Annotated in this window: 19 protein-coding genes; 15 read left to right on the forward strand and 4 right to left on the reverse strand. The window is 38.7% G+C overall.

What is annotated here, in order from left to right; translation table 11 throughout:
• Together BM163_RS08600 and BM163_RS08605 are read right to left on the reverse strand one after the other, a co-directional pair.
• Positions 1-188 (reverse strand): hypothetical protein (locus BM163_RS08600; protein WP_373855180.1); only part of this gene is annotated, 188 nt, incomplete at its 3' end.
• Positions 189-276: 88 nt separating this feature from the next.
• Positions 277-1,284: a hypothetical protein gene (locus BM163_RS08605; protein ID WP_089802189.1), complete on the reverse strand. Its 1,008-nt coding sequence runs from the start codon at positions 1,282-1,284 to the stop codon at positions 277-279.
• 182 nt (positions 1,285-1,466) lie between these two features.
• Between BM163_RS08605 and BM163_RS08610 the strand changes: the two genes are divergently transcribed.
• From BM163_RS08610 to BM163_RS08680, 15 genes are all read left to right on the forward strand, one after another.
• Positions 1,467-2,237: a sulfite exporter TauE/SafE family protein gene (locus BM163_RS08610; protein WP_089802191.1), complete on the forward strand. Its 771-nt coding sequence runs from the start codon at positions 1,467-1,469 to the stop codon at positions 2,235-2,237.
• Between the two features lie 97 nt (positions 2,238-2,334).
• On the forward strand, positions 2,335-3,264 hold the full coding sequence (locus BM163_RS08615; RefSeq protein WP_089802193.1) for an MBL fold metallo-hydrolase: 930 nt from the start codon (positions 2,335-2,337) through the stop codon (positions 3,262-3,264).
• A 2-nt stretch (positions 3,265-3,266) separates the two neighbouring features.
• A complete protein-coding gene (locus tag BM163_RS08620) occupies positions 3,267-3,929 on the forward strand; it encodes a reverse transcriptase-like protein (RefSeq protein ID WP_170243698.1) in 663 nt (220 codons plus the stop codon).
• Positions 3,930-4,177: 248 nt separating this feature from the next.
• Positions 4,178-5,599 (forward strand): DEAD/DEAH box helicase, encoded by a 1,422-nt coding sequence (locus BM163_RS08625; RefSeq protein WP_089802197.1) that lies wholly within the window; start codon positions 4,178-4,180, stop codon positions 5,597-5,599.
• A 332-nt stretch (positions 5,600-5,931) separates the two neighbouring features.
• Positions 5,932-9,873 carry an endo-1,4-beta-xylanase gene (locus BM163_RS08630; protein WP_089802199.1) on the forward strand — a complete coding sequence of 1,314 codons (3,942 nt, stop codon included), beginning with the start codon at positions 5,932-5,934 and terminating at the stop codon, positions 9,871-9,873.
• A gap of 153 nt (positions 9,874-10,026) precedes the next feature.
• A complete protein-coding gene (locus BM163_RS08635; protein ID WP_089802201.1) occupies positions 10,027-10,416 on the forward strand; it encodes a hypothetical protein in 390 nt (129 codons plus the stop codon).
• A gap of 211 nt (positions 10,417-10,627) precedes the next feature.
• Complete coding sequence (locus BM163_RS08640) at positions 10,628-11,794, forward strand: sugar ABC transporter substrate-binding protein (protein ID WP_089802202.1); 1,167 nt, start codon at positions 10,628-10,630, stop codon at positions 11,792-11,794.
• Positions 11,795-11,905: 111 nt separating this feature from the next.
• Complete coding sequence (locus BM163_RS08645; RefSeq protein ID WP_089802204.1) at positions 11,906-13,426, forward strand: ATP-binding cassette domain-containing protein; 1,521 nt, start codon at positions 11,906-11,908, stop codon at positions 13,424-13,426.
• Positions 13,427-13,437: 11 nt separating this feature from the next.
• Complete coding sequence (locus BM163_RS08650) at positions 13,438-14,613, forward strand: sugar ABC transporter permease (protein WP_089802206.1); 1,176 nt, start codon at positions 13,438-13,440, stop codon at positions 14,611-14,613.
• Between the two features lie 214 nt (positions 14,614-14,827).
• Positions 14,828-15,808 (forward strand): substrate-binding domain-containing protein, encoded by a 981-nt coding sequence (locus tag BM163_RS08655; RefSeq protein ID WP_089802208.1) that lies wholly within the window; start codon positions 14,828-14,830, stop codon positions 15,806-15,808.
• Positions 15,795-17,267 carry a sensor histidine kinase gene (locus tag BM163_RS08660; RefSeq protein ID WP_089802210.1) on the forward strand — a complete coding sequence of 491 codons (1,473 nt, stop codon included), beginning with the start codon at positions 15,795-15,797 and terminating at the stop codon, positions 17,265-17,267. Before BM163_RS08655 ends, BM163_RS08660 begins: the two co-directional genes overlap by 14 nt.
• Positions 17,245-18,777, forward strand: a complete 1,533-nt coding sequence (locus tag BM163_RS08665) for a response regulator (protein WP_089802212.1) — start codon at positions 17,245-17,247, stop codon at positions 18,775-18,777. Before BM163_RS08660 ends, BM163_RS08665 begins: the two co-directional genes overlap by 23 nt.
• A gap of 42 nt (positions 18,778-18,819) precedes the next feature.
• Complete coding sequence (locus tag BM163_RS08670) at positions 18,820-19,848, forward strand: sugar ABC transporter substrate-binding protein (protein WP_089802214.1); 1,029 nt, start codon at positions 18,820-18,822, stop codon at positions 19,846-19,848.
• A 193-nt stretch (positions 19,849-20,041) separates the two neighbouring features.
• Entirely contained in the window at positions 20,042-20,257 is a 216-nt protein-coding gene (locus BM163_RS08675) for a hypothetical protein (RefSeq protein WP_089802216.1), read from the forward strand.
• Positions 20,258-20,263: 6 nt separating this feature from the next.
• Positions 20,264-22,984 carry a DEAD/DEAH box helicase gene (locus BM163_RS08680; RefSeq protein ID WP_258390169.1) on the forward strand — a complete coding sequence of 907 codons (2,721 nt, stop codon included), beginning with the start codon at positions 20,264-20,266 and terminating at the stop codon, positions 22,982-22,984.
• A gap of 152 nt (positions 22,985-23,136) precedes the next feature.
• Here the strand turns inward: BM163_RS08680 and BM163_RS08685 are convergent, their stop codons facing one another.
• Both BM163_RS08685 and BM163_RS08690 read right to left on the reverse strand, forming a co-directional pair.
• On the reverse strand, positions 23,137-23,541 hold the full coding sequence (locus BM163_RS08685; protein WP_089802220.1) for a (deoxy)nucleoside triphosphate pyrophosphohydrolase: 405 nt from the start codon (positions 23,539-23,541) through the stop codon (positions 23,137-23,139).
• Positions 23,538-24,113, reverse strand: coding sequence for a Maf family protein (locus BM163_RS08690; RefSeq protein WP_089802221.1), 576 nt, complete (start codon positions 24,111-24,113; stop codon positions 23,538-23,540). Before BM163_RS08690 ends, BM163_RS08685 begins: the two co-directional genes overlap by 4 nt.
• Between the last annotated feature and the right edge of the window lie 117 nt (positions 24,114-24,230).

Consider the following 24,230-nt stretch of genomic DNA (forward strand, 5'->3'; position numbering starts at 1 on the left):
TGCTTTAACCGTTGATGGATGGAGATGGAACTTTTCGCTTTCGAGCCCCTAAGCTCCCGGACCTCCGTTTGATAGCGAAAATGTTTGGCTTGATTAAACACCCGGAGGGTGTGATCCATGGACATCACAAAATCAGGATCGATTTTATGCTTATATAAGCGATTTGAAAAAATGGCCTTCATGCCCATGATACCCACCCTCCCTTGGTTTTGTGACGGTCACTGTTAGTGCTTTAATTATACCATGCGGAATATATGTTTGTCACTTCAAAAATATTCAAAACAAGCGATTCATCACCCACCTAGTGCTGACGCACTTGAGGAAGGTGTCTTCTCGCCCTAAAGCGATAAAGACAAAATGTAAACTTCGCCAGTCCATTCCTGAAAATTCATCTGTGCCCTTATGATGATATTCGATGACGGTTAAAAGGTTTGGAAAAGCTTTTTTTGTATTGTTTAAACTATTGCCGTGTGTACTAAAGGCATCAGCAAGAATGTAATCAGGGTCAGTGAGTACGGGTGTTTCGATAAATCGGATATTATAGTCTAACGGTGTTTTATCGATTGAGTACCCTGTTCCATCAAAATAGCCATAAAAATAAAGTGACGAATCAGTTAACCATGTCCTTACCGTATCTTTATCAAACGTCTTGGAAGTCTCTGTCACATGTAAATAAGGGGTTACAGTGAGTCCTTCAAGAGGGTCAACATATTGGCTGAGGGCAACGTAATCACGGTTACTAAGTGCTGTTATTATTTCCTTCGTCAATTGCTGTGGGTCTTGGGTTAAATCGATGACTGGTGGTGAGACATGTGATAGTTTAAAGTGTGGGAAATCCATGTCAAATACATAGTACATCTCATCATTTGATTCAACCTTAAATGAGCGCATATCATTTATTGTTAAAATTGTTATTTCCTCATCAATGATAGGAAAATGTTCTAGAGGCATGGTAAGGAATGTTTGATCTTTGTCCATACGAATGATTTGATTAAAAAAAGATGGTGTCATGTATTTAAGGAGTTCTTGTTTAAGTGAATCGGGTAACTGAATAATCGGTGTCGTGCCATTTTCTCGTTCTTTTAACTGCGTCACATGGTTACGGATCGTTTCAATGAGATCATCTTTACGCTGAACCGGCTTAGGTAGTAAGTCATCGAGGTTTTTTTCAATAAATGTAAAGGAACGATGACTAGGATAATTGATTGCTTGTGTAGCTAAGGCAGGCGGAGTAGTGTAAAAGAACATGAGTAAAAGACATAATAGTTTACAGAACTTAGGCATTTTTCTCCCCTCCATTCTTATAAAAGGTTGTTACAGTAGAATATTCCTTTTTTTGTATAGCCTTAAACTTATCTTGGGTTTTGTCTAAAAGATGAACGTGTTATACTGGAAGTAAGAAAGTAAACCAACAGCACTAAGCGGTTATGCTGTTGGTTTAAGTGTGGATGAAAGAAGGATAAATCATGGCATTACTTTATTTACTTATTGGGTTAGGCGCGACAATTATTGGTTCCTTAGCTGGTTTTGGTGGGGGTATTTTAATTAAGCCGGTGTTAGATTTTTTAGGGCATTACGATTTACCTACGATCGGTGTGCTATCTGCTTCTACTGTTTTTGCGATGGCTGTTGTTTCTGTTTATACACGGCGACGAACACTAAAAGAAATGAGAGTAGACCATGCGGTACTGCTAGCTATAGGTTCAGTATTGGGTGGAATCATCGGTAAAGGGATTTTCAATCAGTTTAGTCACCAGAGTTGGGTCGGTATGGCTCAAACAACGAGCTTGATTGTGGTTTTTTCACTGGTACTGTTTTATGTCAATAACAAAGCAAAGTTTAAACAATATCATATTGATCGTCGATCGATGGTCTTTTTTGTTGGCCTTCTATTAGGATTAATGGCGTCATTTTTAGATATTGGTGGCGGCCCACATAACGTGGCGATTTTAAGCTTATTGTTTGCCTTTGATACAAAGAAAGCAGGCTTTTATTCGATTTTCATAATTTTCTTCAGTCAGTTAGCGTCACTTATTAGTATTGGACTGTCGGGTAACTTAAGTAACTACGATCTATCTATGCTTGGGTATATGGTGACTGGTGGAATTAGCGGGGGTATTATAGGTTCAAGACTTGCTAAGTTTTTATCGATTGAAGTCGTAGAGAAAGTGTTTAATGTGACCATTTTCTTGTTAATTTTATTAAACATGTATAACTTGTATCAGTACATAAGCTAACGTCTACTTTATGCGCATAATCATTTATATGGTTTGAGTAAATGTAAAGAAAACGGGTATAGTAATAATCAAATACATAAACAGAGGAAGTGACATCATGCAACAGATTGAAATCATTGATATTTTTGACTTGAACTTACCGGAACGAACGGCATCATATTATTTACCAGGCGAAGCGCCAACATTGATTGAGACAAGCGCAGCACCGTCGATTCCGTTTTTACTGCAAGGATTAAAAAGACGAGGAATTGATTATCTTTCTATTCAGTATGTTATTGTGACGCACATTCACTTAGATCACGCTGGGGGTGTGGGCCTTTTATTGGAATCACTGCCAAATGCGACGGTTCTTGTCCATCCAAGAGGATACCGGCACTTGGCCGATCCAACGAAATTAATTGAAAGCGCAAGAACGGTATACGGTAATGAACAGTTTGATACGTTGTTTGATCCGATTAAACCTGTACCAATAGAGCGTCTTCGGTCTGTTTTAGACGGGGAGTCAGTAACGATTGGTCAAGGTCGTGTGTTAACATTTTATGATACGCCAGGGCATAGTAAGCATCATATTGCCATTCATGATTCATTGACGAACAGCCTTTTTACTGGTGATACGCTTGGGACGATGTATCCGACTCGTTTTACTGGAGGCAGTGAGTTGATTTTACCTTCTACATCACCGACACAGTTTGACCCAAACGATATGATGACCTCAATGAAGCGCCTCCGTGATCTTGGGCCTGAAAAAATTTACTTTGGTCATTATGGGTACAGTGAAGAGCCGAGTCATGTGTACCATTCCTTATCAGAATGGTTAAACCGTTTTATGCGTATAAGTGAGCGCATTTATGACAAATATAAGGACGAAACTGATGAGGTGCTTGTTGATCGGATTGCTAAAGCGCTCTTTAATAAAGTTGAAACAGAAAGCTACATCCTTGATCCGGGTATTTTTGATTATTTGACACATGATTTGGAAGTGTCTAGTCAAGGCTTGGTCCATTATTTTAGAAAAGGTAAGCGATAACAGTGAAATACCAACTGAGTTATTGTTATCAACTAGGTAAACAAAAGCTCTATTTGACTTCTAATTGGGTCCCTTTGGATGTGGCGATTCTTTTTATGGAACGTTTTTTATCGCATAAAGATTATCAAGATGTACAAGCAATAGATGAAACTGATCACGTCTATACGATGAAACAGTTACGGCAAGAAAAAGAAAACATGGCCATGTCGATTCACTCGATTTCATTATACTTTGATGCTAGCTTTAATCAGCTGTCAAAATTAAGTGGGTTAGGTATTGTATGGACTTATCGCCAAGGGAAGCGAATGGTTGAAAAAAGAAAAAATCTATCATCGGCCTTACCAAAGACCGTTAATGAGGCGGAGTATTATAGTTTGTTTCATGGTTTAGAACAACTAAAACAGTTAGAAATCGCCCCGCAAAAAATTGCCATATACGGTGATAGTCTTGTCGTGATCAATCAACTTAAAGGCGAATGGCCAATCATGGACCCAACCCTCTCCAAGTGGGCGGATGACGTTGAATCACTTCTTAATACGCTCAACTTACAAGCTGTCTATCATCACATTGACCGGCAACATAACAAAAGTGCTGACCGCTTGTCAAAACAAGCAATGGCGCACATTGCCATCGATTCTAGTAATGAAATTGAGTCGGAGGATTAGTTGAAGGAAGCCGCAACCGTTTTTTTAGACAAACACGTTACTCGAAAGAGCCCCCCCCAACTATTAAAAATAGGGGGGAGCGTCTTGTCGAGCGGATTAGGCAACACTAAAAAATCTTGTTGTGTTTAGTTAGATTTTGTGTTAAGGTTTTTACTTATTCATTTCCGCAGCGAATTAAACAATGACAACACTGTTCACGGATGATCGGGGGCAGTTTTTTTTAATCTAAAATAATGAAGGAGTAACATATGACAACAAATGATTTTTCAATGATTAACGACCCGGCTTTACAGAAACGCTTAAAAGAAAAAGGCTTCACAAAACCAACACCTATCCAACAAAAACTAATGCCACTCGTTTCAAAAAAAGTAGACGTTTTAGCACAAGCAGAAACAGGGAGTGGAAAAACGTTGGCTTTTTTACTTCCTGTATTAGAGAGAATAGCATTTGAAGAAAATGACCCACGCGTATTGATTCTTACTCCCACCCGTGAATTAGCTCTGCAAATTGAAGAAGTAATCAAAGATATCGCTGTGTATAAAAGGTTAAAGCCGGTTACAATCATTGGGGACATGTCTTATGAAGCACAAGAAGTTCAGCTTCGACAAAAAAGTCATATCGTCATCGGTACACCTGGACGTGTGTTAGACTTGATTTCAAAAGAAACGATCAAAAGCGAGAAAATTGATACACTCATATTAGATGAAGTGGATCATTTATTTGATCGTGGCTTTACGGAAACAATCGAATCCATCATTGATACACTCAATGAAACGCGACAAAACATATACACATCCGCGACAATCAGTGAGGAAATTGAGCCATTTATTAAGGCCACCTTGAAACAGCCGAAGCGCTTGATGATCACACCAACAAATCAAGATGTCTTTGATCAGGTCCGTGTCGAGGTCGATACTTACGATAAAGTTGAAACGGTTGTGGATATTTTAGTTGAAGAAAACGTGACCGAAGCGATTATTTTCTGTGAAGAAAAGCGCACAGTAGATGAAGTAGCAGATGAATTAGCTGACTTAGGGATCCCTGTTGTGAGGCTTCATGGAGATTTAAAGCAGCCGGTTAGAATTAAAGCGTTGAAACAATTTAAGGAAAAAGTACGCCCAATTCTTGTGACAACGAACTTAATGGCGCGTGGTATCGATTTGGTTGGATTACCACTTGTAATCAACTATGATTTAGCCTATACAGAAGATGTTTTTACCCACCGGATGGGTCGAACAGGACGGATGCATAATAAAGGAACGGTTGTTCATTTATTAACGCCCCAAGATATATCTAGTTATGAGACATTTAAAAATCAACTTAACTTTAATGATCGCACGGTGAGTTACCCTCACCGTGAATTAGATGATAAAAAAGACTATGTGAACATGTTGCGACGACAGAAGAAACAGGAAACAAATGATTCGGTGACAACATTGTTCTTTAATGGCGGGAAAGAAAAGAAACTCCGCGCGTATGACTTTGTTGGGGCTATCAATGCCCTTTCGGGCGTTGATTTTGAAGACATCGGTGTTATTACCGTCTATCCACGCCACACGACAGTTGAGATTTTAAACAATAAAGGAGAAACGGTGCTTAAAAAAATGAAGCACACCCGTGTAAAGAAAAAACAATTAAAGGTGCATATTGATCGGGATACACACCTTTAATACATGGTCTAATAACTAAATACATGAGGATTCTTTAAATGATTAAAGCGCTAAACCCACTGTAAAAACAAGGTTTAGCGCTTTTTCTATAGTTTTTTAACTTTAAAAAGTAAAGAGCGTTAGAATCGATCTGTTTAATGATTAGTTTAGTGATTAAAACAAATCAAAATGAAGCAAGGCGACGTAAGTTTAGCTATAGTTTTTACAAGAGAGACTATAGCCTCTTAGGTTAGGTAATTGTAAGCGCTTTATTATAATGGTGGTTGAAGTTACTTATTTAGAAAGGAGGAGCGACATAGTACAAAGACGTAAAAATTATTAGGAGGATAACCATGTTAAAAACGTATGTTTCTAAGCTTTTCATTTATGTTCTTATTGTCCTATTACTTATACCAAGTATACCACCCGGTATTGTTTCTGCCCAAACGGATGATGTACGCCTCCATCATGATTTTGAAACAAGCACGCACGGTTGGACAAACATCAGCTGGCAAGGTTCGGCCACTGTTGTTCAATCAGATGAAGCAAGCAGTGAGGGGGATTATTCTCTTAAAATAAAAGACCGAGAGCACCGCGGATCAGGAGGATTCGTTCATTTAACGGATGCCCCTCTTGAAGTTGGTGCAAGCTACCTAGTCAGTTATGACATGAAAATGGCCGAAGGAGAAGATGTGACTTTTCCAACGGTTAAAATAGCAGCAACAGGTAGTGACGATCACTACTATAATGACCCAAGTGGTGTAGCCGTTACAGGGGATGGCTTTACAACAATCCACACCTCCCTGTTTACTGTTCCTGAGGGCTTAACAGAACTTGCCCTTTATATTGAATTTGCTGGAGAAGGTGAGGCTTATGATTACTACATCGACAACGTAAAGCTCTATTATGTGTCTGGCCCTCCTGAGGAGACACCGATTGAATCACCTATTTCAGAAAGTGTTTTAGTTAGACATGATTTTGAAGAGACCACACACGGTTGGCAACAGCTTGGCTGGGGTGGGTCACTGGATAAGGAGCTATCGACAGAAGAAGCTTTCAGTGGAGATCAATCATTAAAGGTCACGCGTCATGCGTCCGACAGCAAATTAAGTTTGAATTTAACTGAGCTACTTACAGAAAATGAAACGTATAAAATTCGCTTTAACATTAAGATGGCATCGGGCACCGACACATTGCGTCTGGCATCGAAATATGTGTATCCTGACACAACGAATGAATACCCATGGATCATCGGAAACAAAGAGGTCGCAACAGAGTGGGTCACGTTTGAATCAGGTGAGATTGACTATATGCCTGGTACATCTGAATTTATCGTTTACATTGAATCGGACCTAACGTCAGATACACCTTTCATCTACTATTTAGATGATGTGGAAATTCTTCATTTGACAAAAGAAGATGTACCAAATAAGCCTGAAGCAGAGACAATGACGTTAATTGACTTTGAATCAGGTGAAACAGAAGGCTTCGTTGCCCGTGGCGGTGAAGAGGTTTTAACGGTGACCGATGAGGCCAATCATACCCCTAATGGATCATTAAGCCTTAAGGTTGAAAACAGACGTCAAGATTGGAACGGGCCATCACTTGATGTGCATCGTTATGTTGACCAAGGTGAATTATATGAAGTATCTGTTTGGGTGAAAATGACCTCAGGTAGAGACGAATTAAAACTATCGACCCAAGTAGGTACTGGAGACGGGGCGAGTTATAATAATATTACGTCTAGTCAGGTTACCGCGGATGAATGGGTAAATTTAAAAGGTACGTACCGTTATTCAAGTCTAGGTAATGGAAATCTATCTATTTACGTAGAAGCAACGAGTGCTGTATCAAGCTTTTATATTGACGACATCACGTTTACTAAGATTGAGACTGCGCCAATCGTTATTGAGGATATTACACCGATTAAAGATGTGTATCAGGATGATTTTAAGATTGGTAATGCGGTATCAATGTCGGAATTTGAAGGCGTTCGATTAGAACTACTGAAGAAACACTTTAATTTAGTGACTGCAGAGAATGCGATGAAACCAAGCTATGCCTACGATGATGAAGGGAACTTCAATTTTGATGCTGAACATCAACTTGTGGAAGCGGCTATTCGCGAAGGCTTTGATATCCATGGGCATGTCCTTGTTTGGCATGAACAATCACGTGCGGCACTTTATGAAGATGCAGATGGTAATCCATTGTCGCGTGAGGCAGCTTTAAACAATATGTATACGCACATTGAGACAACGATGGCAGCTTTTAAAGCGTATGATGAGCATCTTATTTCATGGGATGTGGTCAATGAGGCGATTATCGATAATAGCCAAGCACCATTTGAGGATTGGGAAAAGAGCCTACGTCAATCAGGTTGGTATAAGGCGATTGGGCCGGATTATTTAGAGTTAGCTTTCTTAAAGGCGCGAGAAACAGCGGATGCGTTAGGATTAGATGTTGTTCTTTATTATAATGATTACAATGATGATCAACAAAACAAAGCGACAACGATTTACCACATGATTAAAGATATAAATGGACGTTACCAAGAAAATCACCCAGGAGAATTGCTTATTCAAGGCATGGGGATGCAGTCACATTATAATATGAACACCAACCCTGCCAATGTACGTTTATCTATGGAGCGCTTCATCGACTTAGGCTTAGAGATTGGTATCACAGAGCTTGACGTCACTGCAGGTGATGGCGGTGTTCAAACAGACCAACAAAAACAAAGGCAAGCGTATATTTATGCAGAATTGTTTAAATTGTATAAAGAGCATGCCGACCATATTTCACGGATCACGATTTGGGGACTTAATGATGCGACGAGTTGGCGAGCAGCTCAAACACCGTTAGTATTTGATGAAAACTTACAAAGTAAGCTGGCATATCAAGCCATCATTGACCCAGAAGGTTTCCTCGCAAATTACGAAGAAACACAAGTACCGGTAAGAGAAGGTACGGCACTCTATACACAAGAATCACCAGTAGTAGATGGTGTGGAAGATCATATATGGCAAGATGCGTTGACACTGTCAATTGATCGCTTCCAACAAGCATGGCAAACAGCGACAGGGGTTGCTAAACTGTTGTGGGACGATGATTTCCTTTATGTATTAGTTAAAGTGACCGACGATCAACTGGATACATCAAGTGCGAATCCTTGGGAACAAGACTCAGTTGAACTGTTTTTAGACCAAACGAACAGTAAAGTACCAAATTATCAAGCAGCAGCTGGGATTGGTCAGTACCGAGTCAATATTCATAATGATCAAAGTTTCGGTAGCGGTGAAGTATACGATGGCTTTGAATCAGCGGTCACTGTTTCGGGTACGAGCTACACAGTAGAAATGGCCGTACCATTTTCAGCTATTACACCTGAATCAGAAGCCATCATAGGTTTTGACCTTCAAATCAACGATGGAAAAGACGGCGCAAGAGCAGGTGTGGCGACTTGGAATGATACGACAGGTCAAGGCTTCCAAGATCCGTCGGTCTTTGGAGAAATCACTCTTCTTGGTGAGCGCGCGGATGACATACCATCACATCCAGAACCTGAAATTCCTTCTGATGATCAAGATGATTCTGGTGAGACACCGGGAAATCAAGATAAAGATCAAGACAAGGACCAAGACACAGGTAATAAACCGTCTGATGACATGTCAGATGTAAATAAACCAGAAAACCCAGACAATGATCAAGTGAAAGATGACTCTATGAAAGAACACGTTATTGCGTTAGGTAAAACGCCTGTGCACGTTATGGCGAATGCGTTAATTAAAATAAAAGGCACAAAGTCAACAATAAAAATGCCAAGTGATTTACCGGCAGGCACGACACTAGTAGTGGATACGTATGAAGCTGATAAATATATGACAACTGACGGCCACGAACTAAAAGTGTGTGGTGATGTGATCACTGTGACACTCAACCTACCAGATGAGTTTCTTGATTACACAGGAACCTTTGAACTGGCCTTAGGAGTAGATGCAGCTGCAGAAAATCCTGCTATCTATTATTTAGGCGTAAATGGATGGGAGCGCCTTGGTGGTGAGTTTGATGAGGAAAATGGTATTATTCGTTTAACGGTCGATGGGTTTTCAACGTATGGTGTATTTGAAGACGTTCAAGAAGCTAACGACCAAGTAGGTACTTTAGGTCAAGCGTTACCTCATACGGGGACAATGGTCTATAATTACACGTTATTAGGGCTATTGTTATTATTTAGCGGCGGAATCTTTGTATTGATAGACAGAAAAAGAAAGAAACATGTCATCAAGCGATAAAAAAAACATTAAAACAAGCGGTCCGGTTGACTGCTTGTTTTCGTCTTATACACGTGTATAAGACGGATGTGATAGAGACTTAATTGATGCCAACATGTAACAAACGATATATTAAAAACAAAAACTAAAACAATATCAAAAAAGGAGAGTAAAATGAAAAAGGCTTACGTAAATGGTCTTCTTTTCATGCTTTTTTTCGCGGCAGGGTGCCAAGAAAAAATAACATTTAGCCCGATTGAAGATGATTGGCAGGCACAGGCGGTTATGGAGGAAAAGACAGTCGATGATGAAACCAAACGAGAGCTAACGATTCACTTGACACCAAGTGGGCATATTGAAACAACCACATTATCTTATGTCTTAACCGTTGACGGTATAGCTCGCATGGAAAAAGTGATAGAATATGACGAGCGTGTTGAGATGACAGCTTTAACAATTACAGATTGGTTAAGCGCAACATCAACTGTATCCGATATCGACCATTTCGAACTATATATTGAATGGGACGATCACGATAAACACATGACTTTTTTAAAAGAGTGAAAACGAAACCTAATAGATAGAATGAGAGCGTTTATGCGTTAAGACACAGCTGCAAGATGGCTGTGTCTTTTTTGATGCATCAGATTTCTAGAGGTAAAAACATTCCCTTTCATGTTAAAAAATTACCCGTGAATGCGCTTACAATAAAAAACTTCTTCTACTATACTTCTAAGTGTAAGGTAAAACAAATTGATTTGAGAGGGGTTAGATTATGTTTAAACGTTCTAAATTCTTATGGGTATTACTTGCAGGAGCTTTATTGGTTTCGTTGTTGGTGGGGTGTTCAGACACACAAACAGACAGCAGTGGATCAGATGATGATTCATCAGGTGAAGTGTCAGATAACGGATCAAATAGTGATACGATCGATGTTGGGATTATTCTTCCTACACGTGATGAACCACGATGGGTACAAGATGAGCAACGTTTCCGAGATGCGATAGCAGATTCTAACTATACGACGGAAATTCTTTTCTCTCAAGGGTCTTCAGCTAATGAACTTCAAAACGTTGAGACACTGATTAGTCGTGGTATTGATGTTTTAATCATGAGCCCACATGATGGCGATGCAGCAGGTGCAGCAGCAAAAGCGGCAAGTTTAGAGGGCATCAAAGTTATTTCTTATGACCGTTTAATTACTAACACAGATGCTGTTGATTATTATGTTACATTTGATAGTTTCGCAGTTGGTGAAGCGCAAGGTCAATATTTAATTGATCAAACCGATGGTGAGGGTGTGCCACTGTATCTTTATGCGGGTGCGTCATCTGATAATAACGCCTTTTTATTCTTTGATGGTGCTTGGTCAGTCCTACAACCCAAAATCGCAGATGGTACATTTGTGATTGCCAATTCTTCAGCAGCTGAAGGCTTAAAGGATAAAAATGAATTATCACGTGATGAGTTAGGTCAAATATTAAACCAAGTAACGACCAACTGGGATCCAAACGAAGCGATCAACAAAGCACAAACACACTTAACTAGCGCAGGTGAAGAACTTAAAGGCGATGTTCGTGTATTAGCGCCAAATGATGGCACAGCACGTTCAATTGCGGATACATTTAGTGCTGATAGTGACATCACTAATTATGTCATCACTGGACAAGATGCAGAAAAAGCTTCTATTCAATACATTATTGATGGTAAACAATCAATGACTGTCTTTAAAGATGTCCGTCGTTTAGTTGAAGATGCTATGGGCTTAGCTATTACGATTTTAGATGGTAATACACCGGAAACAACAGGTGCTTATGACAACGGATCAATTGATGTTGCAGCGCTTCAATCAGAAGTTATTACAGTGGACCAATTAAATGTACAAGCAGAATTGATAGATTCTGGTTATTATGAAGCAAGTGAATTTACTGGGTTAGAGTAAACACCCTTGAACATGTGTGGAACTTTATTTTAGTCAATATACTGAAAGCAAACGGGATAGAATAGTGCCAGTCACTATTCTATCCGTTTTAAAACGAAGGTGGTGCAAAGAATGGCAAAAGTCATTTTAGAAATGGCCCAAATCACAAAAACGTTTCCTGGTGTAAAGGCACTTGATAACGTCAACTTTCAAGTAGAAGCAGGAGAAATTCATTTTCTCGTCGGGGAAAATGGTGCGGGAAAATCAACGTTAATGAAAGTTTTAAGTGGGGTTTACCCTTATGGAAACTATGAAGGTGACATTATTTATGAGGGGAAAGTGCAACAGTTTAATAAAATACAAGACAGTGTCGATGTGGGCATTGCGATTATTTATCAGGAACTTGCCTTATTCCCGGATTTATCGGTCTATGAGAACATCTACATGGGTAATGAAGTTAAATATAAAGGGGTAATTAATTGGAATCAAACCATCGTAAAAGCAAAAGAAATGTTAGATAAGGTTAATTTAAAGGTTAATCCAGAAACCCTGATTAAAGATTTAGGCGTAGGCAAACAACAGTTAGTTGAAATTGCTAAGGCGCTGAGTAAAAGAGTGAAATTATTAATTTTAGATGAGCCGACGGCGGCTTTAAATGAAGATGATTCAGAAAATCTTCTAGAACTCATTAAGGCGTTAAAAAAGCAAGGTATAACGTGTATTATGATCTCACACAAATTAAAAGAAGTCGTTGCGATTGCGGATAAGGCGACGATTTTACGTGATGGACAAACCATTTGTACACTGGAAAAGAAAAAAGGCGAAATTGATGAGCGGACGATTATTCGTCATATGGTCGGCCGGGAAATGAATCAGATTTATCCAGAGCGAGAAAACAAAAACATTGGTGACACTATTTTAGAGTTAGTGAATTGGTCAGCTTATGACACGCAGCTCGGACGAGCTGTTGTAAAAGATGCGAACATGCATTTAAGACGGGGTGAAATTATTGGCATTGCGGGACTTATGGGAGCGGGTCGAACGGAACTTGCTTTAAGTATGTTTGGTAATCCGAAAAACTATAAATTGATGGGGAACTTGGCTCTAAACTCTAAGCCACAGACGTTTAAACATACAAGTGACGCTATAAAAGCAGGCATGGCCTATGTGACAGAAGACCGTAAAGGAAATGGTTTATTTTTACTCAATACGATTACGAAAAACGTCTCGGCTTCTAAGTTATCTGGAATCGCAAATAACGGCATTATCAATACTAATGAAGAAATAAAAGTTGCCGAACATTATAAAAAATCTCTCCATATTAAAGCCTCCTCTATTGAACAACTTGTCGGAAAGCTTAGTGGAGGCAACCAACAAAAAGTCTCACTTGGCAAATGGCTCTTTGCGGGACCTAATATTTTAATATTGGATGAGCCGACCCGTGGGATTGATGTAGGTGCTAAATTTGAAATTTACTCTGTCATGAATACGTTGATTGAAAATGGAATGAGTATCATTATGATTTCATCAGAACTTGGAGAAATTCTAGGGATGAGCGATCGGATTTATGTCATGGCTGAGGGAAGAATAACAGGAGAACTCAATCGAAGTGAGGCCGATCAAGAAAATGTGATGGCACTTGCCACGAAGTAGGAGGAGACGCAATGAATTTATTAAAAGAAACATCGCAAATAGTTAAAGATAACATTCGTGATTATGGGATGTACATTGCATTAGTAGTGATTATGGTCACATTCAATGTGATGACAAATGGGACATTTATGTCCTCGCGTAATATTAGTAACTTACTAGATGCCTCTGGTTATATCGCCGTATTAGCCGTTGGTATGACACTTGTCATTGTTATTCGGCATATTGATTTATCCGTCGGTTACGTTGCGGGCTTTTTAGGCGCCATTGCAGCTATTCTCCTCATGCAACAAGGGCTATCTGTTTGGTTGGTTATTCCAATTATTTTAGTATTAGGTATTATTATTGGTTTATTGAACGGTTTCCTGATTGCGCAACTCGGCATTCCAGCTTTTGTGGCGTCACTAGCGGGTATGCTTATTTTCCGGGGCGCTTTGTTACAAGTGACCGAGGGTACGGGAACAATCATCGTACAAGATGACTTATTTAATGCGATTGGTAATGGCTATTTACCAGCGATTAAATACTTTTATAACCGCCATGTTCTTACCCTTATTATTGGTGCGATCGGTGTGGTGTTATATGTCGTGTCTGAAATGAAAAATCGTCATGACAAAACAAAGTACAACTTTGACGTCATGTCACTGCCGATTTTCTTAATTAAGCTTGTGTTTGTTTCTGCTATCATCGCGTATATTACATGGATATTAGCGGGTTATAATGGCATTAGCTGGACGCTTGTTATTGTACTTATTGTCACGATGGTCTATCACTTTATCTCAAATAAGACAGTACTTGGCCGCCAAATCTATGCTGTTGGTAGTAATCCTGAAGCAGCCCATTTAAGTGGGATAAATGTGAAAAAAGTAACCTATATGGTTATGGGGTCTATGTCCATGCTGGCGGCACTTTCCGGTATTCTTTATACGTCACGCCTTCAATCAGCTACAACTACGGCGGGAATGTTGTTTGAACTAGATGCTATTGCCGCTGCTTATGTTGGTGGTGTATCATCGGCTGGTGGTGTAGGTAAAGTAACCGGTGCTATTATTGGTGCCATTGTTATGGCTTCACTTACAAATGGCATGAACTTACTAGGTGTTGGTATTTCTTACCAATACATGATCCGTGGTGGTGTGCTTGCAGGTGCGGTTATATTTGATGTCCTGACACGTAAGCGAGGTAAATAAAGCGAACGACTTAAATATAAAGATGGCACGAGACCCTGATATGTATTTTACTCAGGGTCTGTTGTCAATTTAATCTGTATTTTAAAGAAATAAGGCCTCACTTTTCTTGTCACCTTATACGTTTCACTTCGCTTTAGTCGTGTCAAATGTGTTAAAATACAAGGGGAAATTGTAACGTCGTGAGTCATTATGTCATCAAGAGGAGTTTTATGATATGCGCAAAATTGTAACCGCTTTATTTATTGGTGCGATTTCTATTACAGCTTTATTAACGTTACGGGCATTTGTTGATGTTATGTTTTATGATATTGATTTACCTCGTAATGAGGACACATATAAAACAAAGCAGCGACTCGTATTGATTACTGACCAAATGGGGACGCCTTTTTTTGATGCCGTCATTAAAGGCGCAATGACAGAGGCAAATGAGCGAGACGTCACTTTAGAAGTTTTAGGCTATCAAAATCAAAATGAAGAGGCATTATTTAATGATTTAGAACGGTCGATTTATGCAAAGGTTGATGGCATTATCGTTCAAGGTAAAGATACAGAAGTATTTAAAGAGTTGACAAAAGTAAAAGCTGCTTTTTATAGTATTCCTGTCGTGACCATTGCAGAAGATGTTCCAATTGAAGAGAGTTTGCGCAGAACGTATGTCGGATCAAATCATTATAAAATGGGACAAACACTGGCTCATGTGGTGACTGAAGATTATAAACGCAGTGAAACGATTGTGGTGTACTATGATGAGACCATGCCTTATTATCAACAGGAGCGTTTACGTGGGGTTGAAGAAGTCTTTGCGGCAACAGCTTTAGAGATTATAAAAGTTCCTCTTCCACCATCAATTGATGAAGCGGTTTTACATACACAGACGGCCTTAAACAAATACCCGTCTTTTGATGCTGTAGTAATGCTTGATGCGACACTATCACCGGTCGTGATGAATGAAATTAAACGGCGCCGACAAATTGAGCCGTTAGGTATTTATACGTTTGATGAACAACGTGATTTAAATGAACTGCTTGCTAACGGTGAGATTGATGCACTGATTAAACAATCACCTGAAAAAATGGGCGCCTTAAGTGTCGAAGTCTTAAGTGAATGGATTAATAATGAACGCGATTATTTAGAGTTTGCCGGTTATTTAACACCTTTTTCAGTGGAAAGGGGTGAGTCGCATGCACAAAATTAAACATAAAGTAGCGCTATTTATGGTTGTGGTTATTGCCACGTTATTCATCATTTGGTTATCACTTACCTACTTTAACAGACAAACCCAAGCCAATTACAATGATATACTCGAACGCTATTTAATATTAAATGAGGCAAATACAAAGAGTGATCAGCTAATGACAACACTGAGTGCTTTACTGACAGAAACCGTAAATGAGGACACAGAAAAATTACCCCAACTAGAACACGAGTGGGAAGCGATTCAACAGCTTGAGACGCAATTAGCGACATTAGAAAACAATACCAATCAAAATCAACTTACCAATTACTTGTATTTACTTGATAGTCTAGTTGAATCAACTGATCGTGCCATTAGACTCTATGAACAACAAGATGTCGAACAAGCGCAAAGAGAATTACATGACGCGATACGTATACAAACCTATATTTCAGATCAAACATTGCAATTATTAGACCAAGAGCTAAAAACATACGATAGTTTTTATCGAGGAATGATTGAGCAATCACGGTCAATTAATGCCTTTGGTTTTTGGTTGTTAATCTTTTTAGTTTTAATCCTTATCCTTGTCACATATTTATTCCAAAGACAAATAACTTATCCCATACATCAACTAACAAGAGCAGCCAATGGTTTATCATTAGGTGATTTAGATCGTGAAATTGTGATTGATTCTAAAGATGAACTCGCCTTCTTAGGCAAAACATTTAACCGTATGCGAGAAAATATTAAACAGTTAATTCATGAAATTAATCAAAAGGCCAAAGTAGAAAAAGAATTAAGTGAGAGTAAGTTATTACTACAACAAACGCAGTTAAGAAGTTTACAAAGTCAAATTAATCCACACTTTCTTTTTAATACGCTTAATACGGTTTCTAAAAAAGCCTATTTAGAAGACGCTTATGAAACGAGTGATTTACTCGTGTCGATCGCAGACCTGCTTAGATATAACTTAAAACAACTTGACCGAGCGGTGACGTTACATGATGAGCTACGCGTGATTAGGCAATATGTGCATATCCAACAAACACGGTTTAGTGAACGGTTAGTCTATCATGAAGAAATCGATGAAACGTTATTAGTAAAAGAATTACCAGCGCTCACGTTACAACCTATTATTGAAAATGCGGTGATTCATGCAGTAGAGCCTTACCAAAAAGGTGGCAACATTACTTTGCGTATCTTTAAGCAAGGCAATTATACGCGCGTTGAAATAAGTGATGATGGACCTGGTATGGCAGATGAGACGATTGAGGCACTTTTAAGTGGGAGTCTTCTTCCTAAAGAAGGTCATTCAACAGGGATAGGTTTTACTAACGTCATAAAAAGAATGACGTTGTTTTTTAATCAAGATAACTTAGTTTATATTGATGCATATAAAGGCCGCGGAACAAAGGTGAGTTTATTATTGCCAGAGACAGAGGGGGATAAGCAGGATGAAGATCATGATTGTAGATGATGAACGTGTCGAGCGTGAGAGTATGAGACAAATAATAACGAAAGCTTTTAAAAAAGTTGAGCTAACCCTAGCTGAAAACGGTCAAGAAGCGGTAGATAAAGCAATGAAAGACCGACCAGATATTGTTTTAATGGACATAAAAATGCCAGAGATTAATGGGCTTGAGGCGATTCAACTGATTCAAGATAGACAACCCAACATCAAATTTATTATGGTGACCGCCTATGATACGTTTGATTATGCGAAAGAAGCACTTAAAATGGGGGTAAAAGATTATTTATTAAAACCGAGTAAAATTACAGAAATTCTTACGACACTAGAAAAAGTGATGGAAGAGGTTCAAGCTGATCAAGAAGAAAAAAAGAAATCCGACCAAGTCACTGCGACTCTTGCCCAATCTAAGAAAGTGATGGAACGTGATCTTGTCACACAACTCCTTTTAGACCATGTGCATGACGTTGAAGCCCCCTTGCTTATGGATTATGTCAGTAAGGAGGGGGGGACAGGGTATGGTGTGCTTTTACTTATGTTTAAAGATAAGCCTTTAGCGTCTTATAGTGAGATGATCAAAGGGATTGAACAGTTTGAAGCGGTATTAGTAGGTCCGCTCTATCATAAACAGTTGCCATTCATCATTTTAAGAGACTCTCAATCGTATCGCCAACAAGTTGTTTATCTTGCTCGCGCAATAAAACAAGCATTTGAGCGTTTAAATCAACCTGTTCAGATGGGTGTGAGTGATGAAATTGCCTCACTCGATCGCTTAAGCGCTGGCTACCAGCAAGCGGTGGTCGCTGCAATGGAAACGAAGAGGCCCTACCAGGTCATGTATTATGACGATTTGCCAAAATCAGAAAATGTGTGTGATAAAAAGTTAGATAGTTACATTACAGAACGTTTTTTTGAAGATTTGCGGATGGGTAAATGGGATGACATGACCCGGTGTATCCTTGATATTTCGCTTTGTTTTCAATCCGAAGGCTTACATGTGATTGAATTTAAACAACGGATTATTCAATTGCTTTATATGATGGGCCAAACACTAGATGAAATGCATATCAATGTTAATTGGCAAAAATATCATTTTAAAGCGCGCGATTATGCGGTCCTTAGTGAAGAAATAAAGCAGTATTTTAATCAATTAAAAGAAGATTATATCATCTATCACGCCCAGCTAGCTGACGATTGGTTTACTAAAATGAAACATCATATCCAAACGCATATACAGGATGATCTATCACTGGAACATTTGAGTGATGAGGCTGGCCTTAGCCCTATTTATGTGAGTAAAGTATTTAAAGAGCGATTAGGGATGAACTATATTGACTTTTTGACGAAATGTCGGATCGATCGAGCTAAACAATTGTTAGAAGACGACACAGTATCCATTAAATCGATTGCCGGAGATGTTGGCTATCAAGACGCTAACTACTTTAGTAAAGTGTTTAAAAAGGTAACGGGTGAGACACCAAAAACTTACCGTCAACAGCTTATTCATAAATCATACTAGATAAAGGAAGAGAAAGTAGGTGAAGATGTGCGGCGATTGTTAATGCTAAGTTGTCTATTTACACTTCTAGGGTGTGCCGTTGAAACGCCCCCTTTAGAGGAACCAGATGTAGATGACAATCATGAAGCGGTGTTAAACGAAAACATAACCGTGGGATTATCAATGGATACATTAATAGAGGAGAGATGGCATAAGGACCGTGACATGTTTTCTGAAGCTGTAAGAGGTCAAGGAGCTGATATTATTGTTCGGGCAGCTAATGGGAATGATGCGCTACAAATAGCTCAAGCAGAGCGGATGATTACTGATGGTGTCGATGTGTTAGTACTTGTCCCGCATAATGCTGAAGCAGCTGCGACGATAGTGGGCCGGGCACAAGCCGCTGGGATACCGGTTATTTCATATGATCGTCTCGTTAAGAATGCCAACATTGATCTCTATATTTCATTCGATAATAAAGAGGTGGGACGACTTCAGGCAAAGGCTATGCTAGAAGCTGTCCCATCGGGACAATATGTATATATTGGTGGTGCTAATACCGATAACAATGCCCATTTGATGCGCGAAGGTGTATATGAAGTATTAAAACCACACATTGATGCAGGTAAAATTCAAGTCGTTTATGATGAGTGGACGGATGCATGGCGGCCCAAAGAAGCAAAAAAGAATATGTTAGCTGCGTTAAAAGCAAACGATCATAAGATCGATGCGATCATTGCCGCTAATGATGCCACCGCAGGAGGTGCTATTGAGGCGCTAACTGAAGCAGGGATAAAAAAACAGATCCCTATTGTTGGTCAAGATGCTGAATTACAAGGAATTAAGCGTCTTTTTACTGAAGAACAGCTGATGACAGTTTATAAATCAATTAATGAATTAACAGAAAAGGCTGCTGAAATGGCAATTAAATTAGCTAGAGGCGAACCAATCGAGACAAACCATGTCATTAATAACGGAAAAAAGGATGTACCGACCATTTACTTAACACCTGTCACGGTCACGAAGGACAATATTGAGGAGACAGTGATTAAAGATGGTTTTCATGATGCGGAAGATATTTACAGTGATTAAAAAAACTGTTACGCTACAATAGGCGTGACAGTTTTTTTACATACATAGTCTTTATCAAAAGCTTAAGTTTTTCGAGTGTTTAAAAAATTATAATGGGAAGAATATCTTCTTGGATTTAGGATAAAAAGCCACAGCTAAGCGGCAATCTTTGGTAAACTAGAGAGTAAGAGAAAAAGTAAGAGGAGGGGCAAAAATGGAAGCATGGATGAATGAGCTAGAACAAGGCATTAAAAAAGGGTTTATTGATCGATCAGTCCCATACTCAGGTGCCTTTGAACCACAACTTTTAATAAATAATAGTGAGAAAAAGCAAGATGTTTTAACAACGCTTATAGAAGAGCTAAGAGAAGCCAAGCGTTTCATGATAGCCGTTGCTTTTATAACAGAATCAGGTATTCAGACGTTATAAGCACATCTGTTAGATTTACATAGAAAAGGTGTTAAGGGTAGATTAATTACGTCGACATATAATTATTTCAATCAACCTAAAATGTTTCAAGAACTTTTAAAGCTTACTAATTTAGAGGTGAGGATTGCCGAAAGAGAAGGTTTTCATTCTAAAGGGTATATCTTTGACCATGGGGATTATCACTCATTAATTGTGGGGAGTTCTAACCTTACAGCTACGGCATTAAAGGTGAATTATGAATGGAACATCAAATTAACCTCCCATCAACACGGAGCAATAATTGGACATTTTACTAGTCAGTTTGACGATATGTGGCATGAAAGTATGCCTCTTAGTGAAGAGTGGATTGTTGCATATCGTCAGAAGCATCAACGGTATTCAATACAATCAGTCGCTGATTTTCCTGCAAGCTATCAAAATAAATGGTCAGAAGCGTTGGAGGTTAAACCAAATAAGATGCAGCAACATGCATTATTAGGCATTGCGGACGTTCGTAATAAAGGTGAAAAAAGGGCGCTTGTTGTATCCGCTACTGGTACAGGTAAAACATTCTTAGCTGCATTTGATGTAAGACGTGTGCGACCAAAGCGCTTGTTGTTTATTGTTCACCGTGAACAAATTCTAAAAAAAGCGATGACAGATTTCAGAAGAGTTATTGGAGGTAACGATCGTGATTATGGGATCTTATCAGGGACATCAAAGGACCTAGAAGCAAAGTATTTGTTTGCTACTGTCCAATCTGTCTCCAGACCACAGACGCTACAAGGATTCAATAAAGATAGTTTTGATTATTTATTAATAGATGAAACTCATCGGGCAGGTGCAACGAGTTACCAAAAGATCATAGATCATTTTGATCCATTATTTATGCTAGGGATGACAGCAACCCCCGAGAGGACTGATGGCTATGATTTATTTAAATTATTTCATTACAACATAGCCTATGAAATACGATTGAAAGAGGCTTTAGCTGAAGACTTACTCGTGCCGTTTCATTATTTTGGTGTGTCTGACTATGAAGTAAATGGTCAAGTAAGAGAAGATATGACCTTTAAAGATTTATCAATTCATGAGCGAGTAAGACATATTCGCGAGAAATTAGATTACTATAGCTTTTCTGGAGAAAGGCCCCATGGCTTAATTTTTTGTGCAACGAAATTGGAAGCGATGACCTTATCGAAAGCTTTAAACATTTCTGGATTAAAAACAGTGAGTTTAACGGGTGATGATCCCCAATCAGAGCGAGAAAAGTGCGTAAAGCAATTAGAGAATGGTCAGTTAGATTATATTTTAACAGTGGATATTTTTAATGAGGGAATTGATATACCGAAAATTAACCAAGTCGTTATGCTTAGACAAACAGAATCAAGTATTATCTTCGTACAACAGCTTGGCCGAGGATTGAGGAAGCACGAATCAAAGGAATTTCTAACCGTCATCGATTTTATCGGCAATCATGAAAATAATTACCTCATTCCTGTCGCTCTGTATGGTGATCAAAGCTACAATAAGGATCAATTACGAAGGCAGTTAGTTGAACGTAGCAGAGCTATTCCTGGTGAATCCACGATTAACTTTGAAAAAATAGCTGAGGAACGTATTTTTAATGCTATTGATCAAAAAAACATGCTTTTGAAAAAAGATTTAGATCAAGATTTCTTGCATTTAAAATATAAGGTGGGAAAGATCCCGTCGATGATGGATTTTGTTGAACATGGTTCGCGAGATCCTATGAGCTATGTCGCTTACAGTAAATCTTATTATCGCTATGTTTCAAAACTAGAAAAAGGCCTTCCATCCCTCTCAGAGAAGGCCGATAAAAGTTTAGTATATTTGGGGCAACATGTTCTGAATGGTATTCGTGGACACGAAGGGTTATTGTGTCGTCTTCTGATTGAAAATGAAGAGGTTGCTGAGGCTGATTTGCTTGTTCATTTGAATCAAGATGTTTATGCTTCTTTTAATGAAGAGTTGCGGCGATCGGTTTTAAGAAGTATCAACTTACTATTTTACCAAGAGAATTATCAAAAGAAACGTCGATCACCACAAGAGTTTTTACAAGTGGATTTTATTGACTATCATGATGCCTCAAAAACGTATAAACGTAGTGCTTGTTTTAGTGACTTACTTAAAGAAGATACTTTTAAACAGTATTTGGCCGATCATGCGGCATATGCTACTCATCTATATGAAGTTAGAAGTCAATCAGGTGAAGCGCATGAAGGCTTTGTCATATATCAAAAATATACACGTCAAGACGTATTTAGGTTGTTACTTTGGGATGAGAATCCGCTGGCCCAAAATGTCGGGGGCTATATTATAAGTCAAGATAAATCAAATTGTGCTATTTTTATTAACTATCACAAAGAAGAAACGATTAGTGATACAACAAAGTATGAAGATCAATTTATCACACCACAATTATTTCAATGGGTATCAAAGTCGAAAAGAACATTACAGTCACCAGATGTTTTAGCAATCAGAAATTATCAATCGCATGGTATGCGGTTACCATTGTTTATTAAAAAACATAATGATGAAGGCACCTCTTTTTACTATATGGGTGACGTGGAACCGGTAGTAGAGTCATTTAAAGAGGATATTATGGCTACTGGGGAAAAAACAGTGTCAGTTGTAAAAATGATGTTAAGGCTTAAGAAACCAGTAGAGAAAGGCTTGTATAATTATTTAACAGATCAAGCGGGTCAAAGATTAAACACTCGTTAAATTGAACAAAAATTAGCGACGCATTGCTCTTCTATATTCTGTGATTTATGCGGAGAGGTTCACGTTCTATATAATAAACGCCCTTATTTCTACTGTCCACTTTATTGGGAGCATGTCAGTAGCTAGAATAAGGGCGTTTATTATTATTATTATTATGGGTTTTGTTCCTGTATCAGTTTTTCAACAATAGGAAGATCGGCCGGTGCCCAGTTTAAGCTGAGTAAATTATCGCGTTTCAGCCAAATATATTGGGCATGTTCAGTAAGTTTTACCGTTTGTGATAGTAAGGTTGCTTTAATTGCTATCAATTCAATGGTGAATGTATCATAATCGTGGCTAGTTTCCATAAAAATATCTTGTGAGGTCTGAATGTGACAGTCAAATTCTTCAGAAATTTCTCGACGTAACGCTTCATGAACGCGTTCTCCTGCTTCAATCTTCCCACCAGGGAATTCCCATAAGTTTGGTAAGCTCATAGTTGAAGAACGTAAGGCACAAAATATTTCATTATGATCATTTTCTATAATAGCGGCGACGACACGAATGTTTTTCTTCACGATAAGTCACGCCCTTTGTGTGAAAAGCTCTTTAATTCTTGCATTAAACGCCCAATAGGTAAGCCGACCACATTATAATAATCGCCATTAATTTTTTTGATGAACGGGGCCGCAAGGCCTTGAATACCATAAGCGCCAGCTTTATCATAGGGCTCTTCAGTATCGATATAGCGAGTGATTTCTTCTTCTGTCAGCGGATAGAAAGTAACTTGTGTCGTTTCAACAAACGATGTTTGTTTGTCTTTTGAACGTATCAAAACACCTGTATGTACCTCATGTGTTTGCCCACTTAATGCCCGCATCATAGTAAAAGCTTCTTCTCTAGATTTAGGCTTTTCGAAAATGATATTATTATAGCTGACCACCGTATCCGCTGTCACAATAATGTCATCGGTTGATTCGAAAGGTATGTTTTCCGCTTTTAATTTACTAAGTGCAGAAACTTTTTCAATAGGATTTGTCGTTTTTATTTGTGTTTCATCTACATGAGGTTTACGAACGGTAAAATCAATGTTTATTTGTTTTAATATATCTTGGCGTCTTGGTGAAGATGAGCCTAATATGAGTCGCATAGAAACGTCCCCTCTCTTAAGTTGATTATTTTTAATATAACATACCTTTGACAATAAGTATGCATTTATGGAATTCATAGAGAATTCCTATGACTGCAGTCACCATTTACCCTTCAC

This window comes from Halolactibacillus alkaliphilus, from assembly GCF_900115465.1.
GTDB lineage: Bacteria > Bacillota > Bacilli > Bacillales > Amphibacillaceae > Halolactibacillus > Halolactibacillus alkaliphilus.